The 12,608-nt window shown below is 70.2% G+C and carries 13 protein-coding genes and 1 pseudogene; 9 read left to right on the top strand and 5 right to left on the bottom strand.

From position 1 onward, the window contains the following. Nucleotides 1–321: 321 nt before the first annotated feature. The 3 genes and pseudogenes from CCO04_RS23835 to CCO04_RS23825 all read left to right on the top strand — a co-directional run. Nucleotides 322–816: pseudogene (locus CCO04_RS23835) on the top strand (ribonuclease H); the annotation flags it as partial. Nucleotides 817–981: 165 nt separating this feature from the next. Beyond that, nucleotides 982–1,497 carry a hypothetical protein gene (locus CCO04_RS23830; RefSeq protein WP_215816637.1) on the top strand — a complete coding sequence of 172 codons (516 nt, stop codon included), beginning with the start codon at nucleotides 982–984 and terminating at the stop codon, nucleotides 1,495–1,497. 239 nt (nucleotides 1,498–1,736) lie between these two features. Beyond that, nucleotides 1,737–2,315 (top strand): hypothetical protein, encoded by a 579-nt coding sequence (locus tag CCO04_RS23825; protein ID WP_215816636.1) that lies wholly within the window; start codon nucleotides 1,737–1,739, stop codon nucleotides 2,313–2,315. A 279-nt stretch (nucleotides 2,316–2,594) separates the two neighbouring features. On the opposite strand, the gene CCO04_RS23820 is transcribed toward CCO04_RS23825, so the two are convergent. From CCO04_RS23820 to CCO04_RS23805, 4 genes are all read right to left on the bottom strand, one after another. Beyond that, complete coding sequence (locus CCO04_RS23820) at nucleotides 2,595–3,989, bottom strand: ATP-binding protein (protein WP_215816635.1); 1,395 nt, start codon at nucleotides 3,987–3,989, stop codon at nucleotides 2,595–2,597. Between the two features lie 167 nt (nucleotides 3,990–4,156). Then, nucleotides 4,157–4,438, bottom strand: coding sequence for a hypothetical protein (locus tag CCO04_RS23815; RefSeq protein WP_215816634.1), 282 nt, complete (start codon nucleotides 4,436–4,438; stop codon nucleotides 4,157–4,159). A 443-nt stretch (nucleotides 4,439–4,881) separates the two neighbouring features. Then, nucleotides 4,882–5,436 carry a tetratricopeptide repeat protein gene (locus CCO04_RS23810; RefSeq protein ID WP_215816633.1) on the bottom strand — a complete coding sequence of 185 codons (555 nt, stop codon included), beginning with the start codon at nucleotides 5,434–5,436 and terminating at the stop codon, nucleotides 4,882–4,884. 8 nt (nucleotides 5,437–5,444) lie between these two features. Next, complete coding sequence (locus CCO04_RS23805) at nucleotides 5,445–6,293, bottom strand: hypothetical protein (RefSeq protein ID WP_215816632.1); 849 nt, start codon at nucleotides 6,291–6,293, stop codon at nucleotides 5,445–5,447. Between the two features lie 154 nt (nucleotides 6,294–6,447). Here CCO04_RS23805 and CCO04_RS23800 point away from each other — a divergent pair, with 154 nt between their 5' ends. The 5 genes from CCO04_RS23800 (at nucleotide 6,448) to CCO04_RS23780 (ending at nucleotide 11,136) form a co-directional block, all read left to right on the top strand. After that, nucleotides 6,448–6,933 (top strand): Rrf2 family transcriptional regulator, encoded by a 486-nt coding sequence (locus tag CCO04_RS23800; RefSeq protein ID WP_252373828.1) that lies wholly within the window; start codon nucleotides 6,448–6,450, stop codon nucleotides 6,931–6,933. An 83-nt stretch (nucleotides 6,934–7,016) separates the two neighbouring features. Beyond that, the gene (locus CCO04_RS23795; RefSeq protein WP_215816630.1) at nucleotides 7,017–7,463 is read left to right on the top strand and encodes a carboxymuconolactone decarboxylase family protein; all 447 of its coding nucleotides are present in this window, start codon (nucleotides 7,017–7,019) and stop codon (nucleotides 7,461–7,463) included. Between the two features lie 60 nt (nucleotides 7,464–7,523). Continuing rightward, the gene (locus tag CCO04_RS23790; protein ID WP_215816629.1) at nucleotides 7,524–8,411 is read left to right on the top strand and encodes a DUF1295 domain-containing protein; all 888 of its coding nucleotides are present in this window, start codon (nucleotides 7,524–7,526) and stop codon (nucleotides 8,409–8,411) included. Further along, nucleotides 8,408–9,526, top strand: coding sequence for an FAD-dependent oxidoreductase (locus tag CCO04_RS23785; RefSeq protein WP_215816628.1), 1,119 nt, complete (start codon nucleotides 8,408–8,410; stop codon nucleotides 9,524–9,526). Before CCO04_RS23790 ends, CCO04_RS23785 begins: the two co-directional genes overlap by 4 nt. 47 nt (nucleotides 9,527–9,573) lie before the next feature. Next, nucleotides 9,574–11,136 carry an acyl-CoA synthetase gene (locus tag CCO04_RS23780; RefSeq protein ID WP_215816627.1) on the top strand — a complete coding sequence of 521 codons (1,563 nt, stop codon included), beginning with the start codon at nucleotides 9,574–9,576 and terminating at the stop codon, nucleotides 11,134–11,136. Here CCO04_RS23780 and CCO04_RS23775 read toward each other — a convergent pair. Further along, on the bottom strand, nucleotides 11,129–11,272 hold the full coding sequence (locus CCO04_RS23775; protein ID WP_170222488.1) for a GPGG-motif small membrane protein: 144 nt from the start codon (nucleotides 11,270–11,272) through the stop codon (nucleotides 11,129–11,131). The genes CCO04_RS23780 and CCO04_RS23775 overlap by 8 nt on opposite strands. Nucleotides 11,273–11,409: 137 nt before the next feature. Between CCO04_RS23775 and CCO04_RS23770 the strand changes: the two genes are divergently transcribed. Continuing rightward, entirely contained in the window at nucleotides 11,410–12,603 is a 1,194-nt protein-coding gene (locus tag CCO04_RS23770; RefSeq protein ID WP_215816626.1) for an endonuclease/exonuclease/phosphatase family protein, read from the top strand. Nucleotides 12,604–12,608 lie beyond the last annotated feature (5 nt).

The raw sequence follows: 12,608 nt of genomic DNA, 5'->3' as shown, positions 1-12,608 counted from the left end.
CATCCGTACTCGCCGGTGACGATCTCGGCGACCGCGCTACACCACTATCGGGGACTCAACTCGGGGCCAGGCCGGCTTCGGTCGCTCGGGCAAGCGGCTCGCGGACAGTGTCGGCCCTGCGCTCTGGCCTGTCGGGTGCGTAGGCAACAGTGAACTCGCCCGCCGGAGCACAAGTGCAAGCAACCCGAACCGAACTAGGAGGCGCAGCCATGACGGCGGCGGTCGAGGTATACGCAGACGGCGCCTGCAAGCGCAACCCAGGCGGTAGAGGCGGGTGGGGTTGGGGCGTGGACGAAAAACACGCTCGGTCTCGGCCACGACGCCTCGACTACGAACCAGCGCATGGAGATCCGCGCAGCCCTGGAGGCAGTACGTACAGCGCCGGGAGCGCTGAGGATCTGGTCCGACTCCAGATACGTGGTCGACTGCTTGACCCAGGGCTGGTGGAAGGCGCGGGAGAAGAACGGCTGGAAGAATTCCAAGAAGCAGCCTGTAGCGAACCGGGACCTATGGGAGCCGCTGATCGAGGCCACAGCAGGACGCGAGATCACGTTCAGCTGGGTCAAGGGCCACTCCGGTGTACAGCTCAACGAAGTGGCCGACAGGCTCGCGAACTTCGGGATGCTAGGCGAGCCGGTAACGGCGCCGCTTGACTTGTCACGTGCCGAGGCCGAAGCGAAGGCCACCAAGAGGCTCGTGGTCTCGGCGAAGTGGACCGCGCGCGGTAAGGCGTGCGGTGAGTCCTACGCGACGGGAGCATCAGTCACGAATAACGAGCTCGGTTGGGTCCATGCGGAGTCCCTGCCGAACCAGTAGACAGGCCCTTGTCGCCGCAGGCAGCCTACCTAGAGAGGCCCGCACCCGCCGACCTAAGGCGGGTCTACAAGGGCGACGCCACACTTCTCTAGCGCCACTGATCTGCGGCCCCTAGGCGGCCCAGTTACGCTTGAACTGTCGGAATCTTCTTATACCGTCCGACCCATGAAGATGCCCAATGAGTGGCTGGGCGAGCAGACCCAGCTCCACATGACTGACGCCTACAATGGCGACCCAGCTCCCATCCCGCTATGGGGAGCCGTGGCCTCCCTCAATGGTGGCGCTGTCCCCCAGGACGCCATCGCACGCGCAAGCGGTGACGGCGGAGGAACCATCTGGCAGGTGACCTGGGTAGCCAATGGCCATGTGGGCTTCGCCCAGGCCACAAGCTCGCAACCGAACTGGACTGCGCATCCCCGGTTCGATGGACCGGATGAAATGACCGCTTGGCGCAGGCCTATCACTGAGGTCACAGCCGTCAACTTGATCAAGGTGGACTGCCGCAAAGTCACCAGCTATAGCGAGAGCGGCGGCGAGTGGCAGTGGGCCTCCGCCCAGGCAAGGATCACATTCAGTGATGGCACGACCGTTGTGTTGCCGCCCTTCGGTCCCGCCCGCAACGACTCAGAAGACCAGCGCGTGCAGTCTCAACTCGACACTCTGCGGACAGCGGCTTCATGAGCGAACCCAATCCGGGAGTAGACGGGCGGGCCTTGGAGGCCGAAACAACTGCTTACTGGCGGACTGTCGAGCAATGCTCGGAGATGTGGCGAGCACTTGCCTTCCCTCTTGCGGTCTCACCCGCGTTGGATCGGACCTTCAGGGTGGGCTTTCCTCTCGTCGCCCATTCACTCAACCACGCTGAGGCGGGCTTTGAGCTTCGAGAGCGGTCGCCCCATGTAGCGGCCACGAGCTCTCGGGTGGCTTTGGAGCACGCCCTTGCTGCGCAATGGGCCCTGCTGACGCAGGGTGGCCCGGAGCAGCTCGTGAAGCACATGCAGGCGGGCTACTTGCTCCGCACGAAGGCATTCGCAGGAGCGCTTGAAGATGATCCTGCGCTTACCCTCCATGTACCCGAGGAGGATCTCCGGACGCTCCACGAGGTGGCAGGCCAGGTGCCGGCTCCCGGCAAGGAGCGAGAGTGGAGCATGGAGCGAGTGTTTGACCGCTTCTCTGGCACTCCGCTGTTCTACGACCTCTATAGAGAACTTAGCGGAGCAGTGCACCCCTCCTACTCCACGATCCAGGCCCACCTCAATATGAATGACGGAGGCGATCGCCTTCACCAACGGGGCCAAAAACTCCTGGCGCACTCAAGTGCCCGGGCCACCGCGCTGGCGTCTGCTCTAGCCATGGACTTCATCGAGCGATGCCAGGCAGTTCCTCCCACGCCATCACCTATCGCTGGCGTGGCGGGTGCGGCCGGTCTGCCCCACGATCTCGCTTTCAGCGACCAGGCACCTGACCTGCAGCCGTTCAAAGGGGAAGCGCCTGCCTGAGGCCGCGTTGGGCCCGCCCTCGCGACCGTTTGTCCGAGCAAATGGTCGGTTGCGAGCGTGGGTGAGTGTCTTGGCCGGCCAAGTTGGTCGCGCTCGGCACGCTGACCAGCAGGCTGCGGCGTTCGGAGGCATTCGCGCGGGCCGGTCTCAACATCCCGGTAGCCGACGGCACCCGGGTGGGAAAGCGACGATGAAAGGTAGGGGCCTACTTGTCCGACGATGCGTCTGCCAGGCTGAGTTTCCCGGACCGTTGGGTTGGGGCACTACGCACAAGTCGAGTTACTGGCGTGCAAGGAAGCCAGCGAACTGGGCGTGCCGTTTCAGGGTCGTTCGGATTGCGTCCTTGATCGAGGACGGCCGAGTGCCTTCGGTGTTGAACGCCTTGAGCTCTACGATGCACGTGGTTTGCTGGCTACCTGGACGGTCGACCGCAACGTCGGCGCGCACCGTGGAGTACGGCGACCGGATGGTGCGCTCGTGCTCGGCGTTCACGCCCAGCATCTGGAGGCACTTCGCGATACGGCGCCCAAGTTGAGTGGGCTTGTCGGTAACGCCGCCGTCGTACCAGGCACGTGCGTCGTCCGCCCTGCTCGACTCGCGCTCTCGGAGCGGGGAGTAGACAGACGGGTTCCAGACTTCGTTGACGATGGAGTAAAAGTGGGACTTCTCGAAGCGGTCGAGGTAGGACTGGCTTGGCTCGAAGTCCGGATCGTCGAGGTTGCGGCAGAGCTTGTGTAGGTCTGCGGCGGCGATGGGAACCAGCCGCACATCGAAGTACAGCCGAGCCCGGTTGAGCTCGGACAGCGGCAGCGTCCTGCGGTCGTCTTCGTTCAGCTCGCGGTAGAAGGCGTTCCAGTCGAGTTTGTAGCCGTCACGCGCGTTGGTGAACCCGGCGACACGGGTGATCCTCAGCCCGTCGGTGACTGGCCACAGCATCACGACCTGGTACTGGGAAAGGTCCTGCAGCCGAGAAACCCGCTGGCTAAGGATGTCCCCCACGCGCTCGATGGTTGCCCCGAGTGTCGGTGAGCCGTCTGCCACCGTCTCGATGTTTTCGCGTAGCACCTCGAAATCCGCGAGCGGCTGCTCCTGGTTGTGAAACGCGAAGGTTTCTTCCACGATCTCGGCCCACTCGGAGTCGGCGGGGCCAGTCAGCTCGAAGTCTGACTGCAGCAGGATTCGTTCGTTCCGACTGGTTGCGGCCGCAAGGTCGGTCTGAAAGTCTGTACTCGTCGTGAGCCAGAGGAAGAGTACCGGGAGATCCTTGAGCTCGCCTCTGTCGAGAAGGCTCAGCCGCTCGACGAACTGCGAGGGAACTGCGGATCTCTCCGCCACATTCTCCTCGTACTGGTCCACCACGGCGATGATCAGCTCAGGCTGGTCACGGCGGCCGCGCGCGTCCCGGATTTCCTGCAGCAACGTCGCTTCGGACACGACCGCGGCACGAGACAGCTCCAAAACTTTCGTCTCTGGGAGGTGCGTTGCGAGCTCGCGGGCCGCGGAGCTCTTCCCGGAGCCGCTCCGCCCGTAGATGGGTAGAAACCGGATTCCGCCGCTGATCGCCATTGCGGACCGCGCCCGCTGGACGAGCTCCACGAGGGGACGGTTCGGTCGGAGCCGTCCCCGGAAGGCTGGGTCGAGATCCTCGTACCGAGAGGGCAGCCGAACGGTCACGTAGCAAACGTACCGGCACCGGCCGACTCTCCTGGGCACGGACCCGCCGCGGCGGACACGCCGCTCACGGTCAAAGCTATTCCCGCCGCCAGCGCTAGGCCAACTTGCCTTGTCGCGGCCAAGCTGGTCCTGATCGAGTGTGTTGAACTTCTGGTCCGTCGCGTTGGTCAGGTGTAGGACATGCTTCCCCTCGGTGCCCAGACCGCCCAAGAACCGAGATGCCCGGCCCCGCTGTGGTCATGGATCTGTTGGGTGAACTTGATGGACCTCAGCTTCTCGTGCGGCGACTTGCTAGTGGGGAGCACGCTGACCCGGACGTGACCGGTCCCGTAGATCTCATCGGTCTTGACGTCGAGCAGGACGCTCTTGGCGATCGCGCCGTAGGCGGCCGGGCTCGCCGGCTTGGGCTCCTCCGATTCGGTGGCGGCGCGGTTGATCGCGTCACCCATCTCCGCGAACAGTTCCGCATAGGAGACGGCCGGTCCGGCTGCAGGTGTTCCACCATGGCGGGGTCCTATGTGACCTTCGGTGTGCGGACGCGCTCCCGAGGGTGGGACGCGTGGCCGGGTTCGCGACACGGAGGCGCACCCGCCCGCCAGCAGCCGTCGGGGAGGCACAGCTCCCCGACGCATCCGTCAAGGAGATGCGAGATCACCATGCTTGAAAGACATGGACACCGACTGCCCCGGCTACGGCGGGGCGGACCCGGCTTAGCGAGGACGGCCTGGCGAGGGGATGTGCCGTGCAGTCCTCCCGGCGGCTCCTCGGAGATGCTCAACACGCGGGGTATCGGGAACGGGGGCATCGCCTTGCGCCTCGGCAAGAACGACGAAAGCTCGGTCGATCAACTGCGTCTCCGAGTAGAGCGATGCCTCGGGCATGCGCCTCCAGGTCAGTCGTAGGCCGGCGCCTCGGCGCCGGCCATCGCCGGGTCCAGCCGTACGCCGGCCGCGAGGTGCTCCTCGGCCTCGGCGGGCTCGCCGAGGTGGAGCAGCGCGAAGCCGAGGCGCATGTGCGCGGCGGCCAGGTCGGGGTCCGCGGCGAGGGCGCGGCGGTAGAGCCGGACGGCCTGGTCGAGGTCGTCGGGCTCGTGGAGCACTCCGCGGTTGAACAGGGCGGGCGCGAAGGCCGGGTCGGTCGCGAGCGCGTTGTCGTACTCGGTGGCCGCGGTCGCGGTGTCGCCCGCGGCCTCGGCGATGACGCCGAGGTTGTAGTGCGCGTAGACATTGCCCGCGTCCTGGTCCAGCACCGTGCGGAACGTCGCGCCGGCCTGCTCGGCGTCGCCGGCGCCGAGCTGGGTGAGGCCGGTCTGGACGAGGCTCTCGACCGAGGCCGCCGACGCTGTCGATGCCGACGAAGCGGCGCTCGGCGGCGACGGGTCGCCGGAGCACGCGCTGGTGACGAGCGCTCCGGCGAGGGTGAGTGCGGCGAGGGTCGGGCGGAGCATCCGGGGGATCAGCCCTCGGCCAGCTGGACGACGGTGAGCTGGATGTCGCGGAAGTTCGCCTGGCTGCCGCTGACGTAGCGCGGCCGGAAGATCTCGCTGCTGTTGGTCACGATGGCCACGAAGGTGACCGATCCGGTCACGGCGGCCGACGGGCTGGTCGCGGCGGGCAGGGAGAGCTGGCTTCCGGCGTGCGGGGTGTAGTCGGAGGCCGTGTCGACCCACCAGATCGCGGCGTTCGTCGACTCGCTGCGCACCGACAGGGTGACCTGGTAGATGCCGGCCGTCACCTCGACGGCGTTTCCGTTGACGGTGAGGCCGCCGCCGGTGGCGGTTCGGCCGAAGATGACCGTGTTGGTGCCGCCGGGGTTGAGGTTGGTCCCGTTCTGGCTGTGGCCGTAGGCGTACCGCGTGGTGACGGAGCCGGCCGGTCCGGCCGGTCCGGTCGGGCCCGCGGGCCCGGGAGCACCAGGGGCACCGGGGGCACCGGAAGGACCGGGCGCTCCCGGGGCGCCGGCGGGTCCGGCGGGACCCGGCGCACCCGCAGCGCCCGGCGCACCGGCGGGTCCGACGGGACCCAGGGCGCCCATCGGGCCGGTCGCCCCGGCGGGACCGCGCGGGCCGCCGCGCAGGTCCTTGCCGCCGCGCTTCCAGCGGATGTGGCTCTCGGCGGGCCGGCAGTCCTTGACGCTCGGAACCACCCGGATCTTGCCGGTCGTGACGTTGAAGCAGGCGCTGATCACCCGGACGCCCTTGCCCTGCGGGGCGGCCTCGACCGCGCCGGCGGTTCCGGCGAGCGTGGCCAGGGTCAGGACGACGACGGACAGGTGCGCCAGGAGGCGCCGGGGGGAGGCAAGCACGACCGAGATCGTAGGGACGCCGACGTGCCGGGGTGGATGCTTCGGGCGACGTCGGGACGATGTCCCGCAAGGTCGGGACCAGGGAGGGACGGTTGCGCCGCGATCGTTACCTGGATAGTCTGTGTCCAGTTAAGAGAGAGGTGTAGCCGTGCGGATGAACGAGGGCGTCGAGTGGGCCGCCCATGTCTGCGTGCTGCTGCACTGGCTCCACGAGGACGACGGCGACGCCGCGCCCGCTCCGGTGGCCGTGGCGCGGTTGGCGGAGGCCTACGAGCTGCCCGCGGCGTACCTCGTCAAGCAGGTCCAGGCGCTCACCCGCGCGGGCATCACCGAGTCCGTCCCCGGCAAGTACGGCGGCGTGCGCCTCGCGCGCCCCGCCGGCCGGATCACGCTGATGGACGTCGTCGCGGCGATCGAGGGTCCCGACGACGCCTTCGCCTGCACCGAGATCCGGCGGCGGGGGATGAACGAGGACCGGTCCGAGCGCGACTTCGCCAAGCCCTGCGGTATCGCGCACGCGATGCGTGGTGCCGAGCTCGCCTGGCGCCGTGAGCTGGCGGCGACCTCGATCCTCGACCTCGCGGCCGGGACGCCCCGCCGGGTCGCGGCCGACGCGCGGCGACACTTCGCGCGCACCTGATCCCGGGCGGCTCGGCCCCCGTGCCGAGACCGCTCGCCCCAGAACTGGACATCAAATGTCCATTTATCGAAGGAGAAAGAGCCATGACCCGCACCCCGATCCGTGACGCCTCGCCCGAGACCTACCAGGCCCTCCTGGTACTCGACGGGCGGCTGAAGAAGTCGCTGGGCCCGGTCCTCTACGACCTGGTCAAGCTGCGCGCCTCGCAGCTCAACGGCTGCGCCTACTGCGTCGACATGCACGCGACCGACCTCGAGCGGCGCCGGGTGCCGACCCGGAAGATCCACGGTGTCGGTGCGTGGCAGGAGAGCCCGTTCTTCGAGCCGGAGGAGCGGGTCGCGCTCGCGTTCGCCGAGACGCTGACCGGCGGCATCGGTGCCGTGGGCGACGAGCTGTGGGCCGAGGCCGGCCGGCTGCTGGGGGAGGAGCGCCGTGCCGACCTGATCGTCGCGGTGGGCGCCATCAACACCTGGAACATGGCCGGCGTCACCACCCACCTGCAGCCGGAGGGTGCCCTCGTGGAGGCCTGAGCGCCGACCGGGGCGCTCGAGTCCCTGCCAAACTAGAACACGTTCCACTATGGTCGTGGGGTGAGCAAGACAGCCTCGCTGACCAGGGTCGCGATCGCGTACGTCCTCGCGTTCGGCGCCGCGAGCGCGTGGCTGGCGTGGGGGCCCGACACGCGCTGGCTGTGGCTGGACGGGCTGCTGGCCGACCTCGTCGCCACCCTCGTCGTGTTCGCGGCGAGCCGGGTGCACCGCAACTCGAGCTTCTACGACGCCTACTGGAGCGTGCTCCCGCCGTACCTCGCGATCTACTGGTGGCTGGCCGCCGACGTCGCCCGCGAGGACGCGCGTGCCTGGCTGGTGCTCGGCGTGATCGCGCTGTGGGCGGTGCGGCTGACCGGCAACTGGATCCTCACCTTCCCCGGGCTGCACCACGAGGACTGGCGCTACCCGCTGGTCCGGTCCCGGGCCGGCCGGCTGGAGGTGCTGGCCGACCTGGTCGGGATCCACCTCGTCCCGACCTTCCAGGTCTTCCTCGGCATGGTCCCCGTGTACGTCGTCCTGACCCGCCCCGGTCCCGCCCTGCGCTGGCTCGACGGGGTCGCCCTCGTCGTGGGCGTCGGCGCGGTCGTCCTGGCGTTCGTGGCGGACCGGCAGATGCAGCGTTTCGCGCGCGAGCGCGCGCCGGGCCAGGTGATGGACCGCGGCCTGTGGGCCTGGTCGCGGCACCCCAACTACTTCGGCGAGATCTCCTTCTGGTGGAGCCTGGCCCTCTTCGGCATCGCCGCCGCGCCGGGCGACTGGTGGTGGCTGCCGGTCGGGGCGGTGGCGATGGTCGCGATGTTCCTGGGCGCGAGCATCCCGATGATGGAGCAGCGCAGCCTGGAACGACGGCCGGCCTATCGCGAGGTCGTCGCCCGGGTGCCGGTGCTGGTACCCCGGCCGCCGCGGCGGGTCCGGTCGACCTCGTGAGCCGCCCGCGCGTCGTCGTCGCCGGGCTGGGCGACAGCGGCCTGCTGACCGCGATCCACCTGGCCCGCGCGCACGTCGACGTGGTCGGCGTCTCCAGCAAGCCCGGCCTGGTCAGCGGCCAGGAGCTCGGCCTGCGCCTGGCCCGTCCCGAGCGCTGGGCGCGGGACTACCGGATCGGGTTCGACCGGTTCCGCCGCCTCGACGGCGCCGAGGTCGTGCACGCCGAGCTGACCCACCTCGACCCGGCCGCCCGGACCGTGACCGTCGACGACGGCACCACCGCCCGCCCGATCCCGTACGACGTCCTGGTGGTCGCGACCGGCGTCAGCAACGGCTTCTGGCGCCGTCCCGCGCTGCAGACCGAGGCTGAGGTGACCGCGACGATCACCGCCGCGCACGCCCGGCTCGCGGCGGCCGGCTCGTTGCTCGTCGTCGGCGGCGGGGCCGCCGCGGTCGCGAGCGCGCTGCAGTGCGCGACCCGCTGGCCCGCGTTGCGGGTGACGCTGGCGTTCCCGGGGGAGCGGGCGCTGCCGCAGCACCACCCGAACACCTGGACCCACGTACGCCGCCGGCTGCTCGCCGCGGGCGTCGACCTGCGCCCGGGGCACCGGGCGGTGGTCCCCGACGGGTTCGACTGCGACCGGATCACGACCGGTCCGGTCGCGTGGAGCACCGGCCAGCCGCCGTACCCGGCGGACGCGGTGCTGTGGGCGATCGGCCGGGTCCGGCCCAACACGGGCTGGCTGCCGGCGGAGGCGCTCGACGAGCAGGGCTTCGTCCGGGTCGGTCCGGACCTGCGGGTGCCCGGTCTCGCCGGGGTCTTCGCGGTCGGCGACGTCGCCGCGACCGACCCGCTGCGTACCTCGGCCCGCGGGCGTGCAGACCGGCTGGTCGCGGCCAACGTCCGGGCCCACCTGGCGGGCCGGCCGCTGGGGGAGTTCCGGCCCGCGCGGCGTCGGTGGGGCTCGGTGCTCGGTGTGGAGGACGACGGCCTGCGGGTGTTCACGGCCTCGGGCCGGCCGTTCCGGTTCCCGGCGTGGGCGGTCGGTGCGGTGCTCCAGCCGTGGATCGTGCGGCGCGGGATCTACCGGGGGATCCGCGGCTCCCGGCGGTGACGCCGAGGACCCTTCCACCGTGACAGTTTTGGTGGCAGAGTCGCGTCATGTATCCCGGGACCTGGGCCGCGACCACGCCGGACAAGCCGGCCCTGATCATGGCCGGCAGCGGCCGGACCCTCACCTACGGTGAGCTCGACGAGCGCAGCCTGCGCCTGGCCCGGCACCTGCGCGCGGCGGGACTGGGCCCTGGTGACGTCGTCGCGCTGATCAGCGACAACCGGCCCGAGACCTACGAGGTCTACTGGGCCGCCCTGCGCTCGGGGCTCTACATCACGGCGGTCAACAGCCATCTCGCGGCGGGCGAGGCGTCGTACATCGTGCGCGACTGCGGGGCCAAGGCCCTCGTCGTCTCGGCGGCCCTCGCGACGATGGTCGCCGACCTCGACGCCGACCTCGACCTGTCGGTCCGGCTCGCCTACGGCGGCCCCCTCCCCGGGTACGACGACTACGAGACCGCGCTCGCCGGGGCCGGCACCGAGCCGCTGCCGGAGCAGCCCCACGGCGACGACCTGCTCTACTCCAGCGGTACGACGGGACGCCCCAAGGGGATCAAGCCGCCCCTGCCCGCGATCGCCGTCGACGAGCCGGGCTACCTCTACCCGGCGATGTTCGCGCCGGCCTACGGCTTCGACGCCGACACCGTCTACCTCTCGCCCGCGCCGGTGTACCACGCCGCGCCGCTGCGGTTCGGCGGCGTGATCCACACCGTCGGCGGCACGCTGGTGATGATGGAGCGGTTCGACGCCGCGGCCGCGCTCGCCGCGATCGAGGAGCACGGCGTCACGCACACCCAGATGGTGCCGACGATGTTCGTCCGGCTGCTCAAGCTCGACGACGAGGTCCGGCTGGCCCACGACCTGTCGACCCTGCGCTGCGTCGTGCACGCCGCGGCGCCCTGCCCGGTCGACGTCAAGCAGCGGATGATCGCGTGGCTGGGCCCGATCCTCGAGGAGTACTACGCCTCGACCGAGGCCAACGGCGCCACCCGGATCGACTCCGCGACCTGGCTCCAGCACCCCGGCTCGGTCGGGCAGCCGCTGCTGGGTGTCCCGCACGTCGTGGGTGAGGACGGCGCGGAGCTGTCCGCGGGCGAGGTCGGCACGATCTACTTCGAGCGCGAGACCCGGACCTTCAGCTATCACAACGACCCGGAGCGGACGAGGGCCACCGAGCACCCGGAGCACCCGAGCTGGACCACGGTCGGCGACCTGGGCTACCTCGACGACGAGGGCTTCCTCTACCTGACCGATCGCAAGGCGTTCATGATCATCAGCGGGGGCGTGAACATCTACCCCCAGGAGATCGAGGACCTGTTCACGCTGCACCCGGCGGTCGCCGACATCGCGGTGATCGGGGTGCCCGACGACGACATGGGTGAGCGGGTGGTGGCCTTCGTGCAGCCGGCCGCGAGCGCGGAGAACGGGGAGGACGCGACGCTCGCGGCCGACCTGGCGGCGTACGCCCGGGAGCGGATCGCGCACTACAAGGTGCCGCGCGAGTTCCACTTCCGGGCGTCCCTGCCCCGCACGCCCACCGGGAAGATGGTCAAGGGCAGGCTGCGCGACGAGTACGTGGCGCAGGCCGGGGACCGCGTTCCTCCTAGGTGAAGATGCTGACGCCGCCGGGGCCGACGAGCAGCCCCACCACGATCAGCACGATTCCCCAGAGGAGCTGGCCTCGGAACAGGCTGACGATGCCTGCGACGACCAGGATCACGGCGAGGATCCACAAGATGAATGCCACGGTTTCCCTCCTGTCGGTGGGGCCGGTTGCCCCCGCTCCACCCAGTACCCGCGGGCCCTCCGGGCAGACGGTTCACCCGCTCGTCACCCTCGGGGTCTAGGGTCCGGGCGTCCGCATTCCCTGCTCGGAGGAAGCCCATGCGACGTACCCCTGCCGTGCTCGCCGCCCTGGCGGCGCTGACCGCGCTCACCACCCCGGCCGGCGCGTCCCCGCCCCCGCCCGCCCCGGACCGGCACCCGACGGTCCGCTTCGCCACCTTCAACGCCTCGCTCAACCGCGGCGCCGAGGGGCAGCTCGTCGCCGACCTCGCGACGCCCGGCAACGTCCAGGCGGCCAATGTCGCCGAGACCATCCAGCGGGCGCGCCCGGACGTCGTCCTCATCAACGAGTTCGACTACGCGCCCGGCGCGGCCGACCTCTTCCGCGACAACTACCTCGAGGTCGGCCAGCGCGGCGCGTCGCCGATCACCTACCCGTACGCCTACGTCGCGCCGGTCAACACCGGCGTCCCGAGCGGCTTCGACCTCAACAACGACGGCCAGGTCGGCGGCGGTGACGACGCCTTCGGGTTCGGGCTGTTCCCCGGTCAGTACGGGATGGTCGTCTACTCGCGCTACCCGATCGACACCGCACGGGTGCGGACCTTCCAGCACTTCCTCTGGAAGGACATGCCCGGCTCGCTGCTGCCGCGCGACTGGTACTCGGGCGCCGAGCAGGCGGTGCTCCGGCTCTCGTCGAAGTCGCACTGGGACGTGCCGATCCGGATCGGCCGCCGTACCGTCCACCTGCTGGCGGCGCACCCCACCCCGCCGACCTTCGACGGCCCCGAGGACCGCAACGGCAAGCGCAACCACGACGAGATCCGGTTCTGGGCCGACTACGTCGCGGGCCCCGCGCGCGGCCGCTACATCTACGACGACGCGGGCCGGCGCGGTGGCCTGCGGCCCGGCTCGAGCTTCGTGATCGCCGGCGACCTCAACGCCGACCCCTACGACGGCGACTCGGTCGACCACGCCGCGCGCCAGCTCCTCGACCACCCCCGGATCGCGACCCGCGTGGTCCCGACCTCCGCCGGCGCGCCCGAGGCCGCGGCCCTCCAGGGCGGCGCCAACCTCGACCACCGCGGCGACCCGGCCCGCGACACCGCGGACTTCGCCGACGGCGCACCCGGCAACCTGCGCGTCGACTACGTCCTGCCCTCGCGCCGGCTGCACCCGGTCCGGGGTGGGGTCTTCTGGCCGGTCGCGGCGGACCCGCTGGCGCGGCTGACCGGGGTCTATCCGTTCCCGACCTCGGACCACCGGTTGGTCTGGCTGGACCTGCGGCGCTGAGCGGC

It is taken from the genome of Pimelobacter sp. 30-1 (genome assembly GCF_018831735.1).
Taxonomy (GTDB): Bacteria; Actinomycetota; Actinomycetes; order Propionibacteriales; family Nocardioidaceae; genus Nocardioides.
The sequence above is the reverse complement of the archived record's forward strand: the minus strand, read 5'-3'. Positions and strand labels throughout refer to the sequence as shown.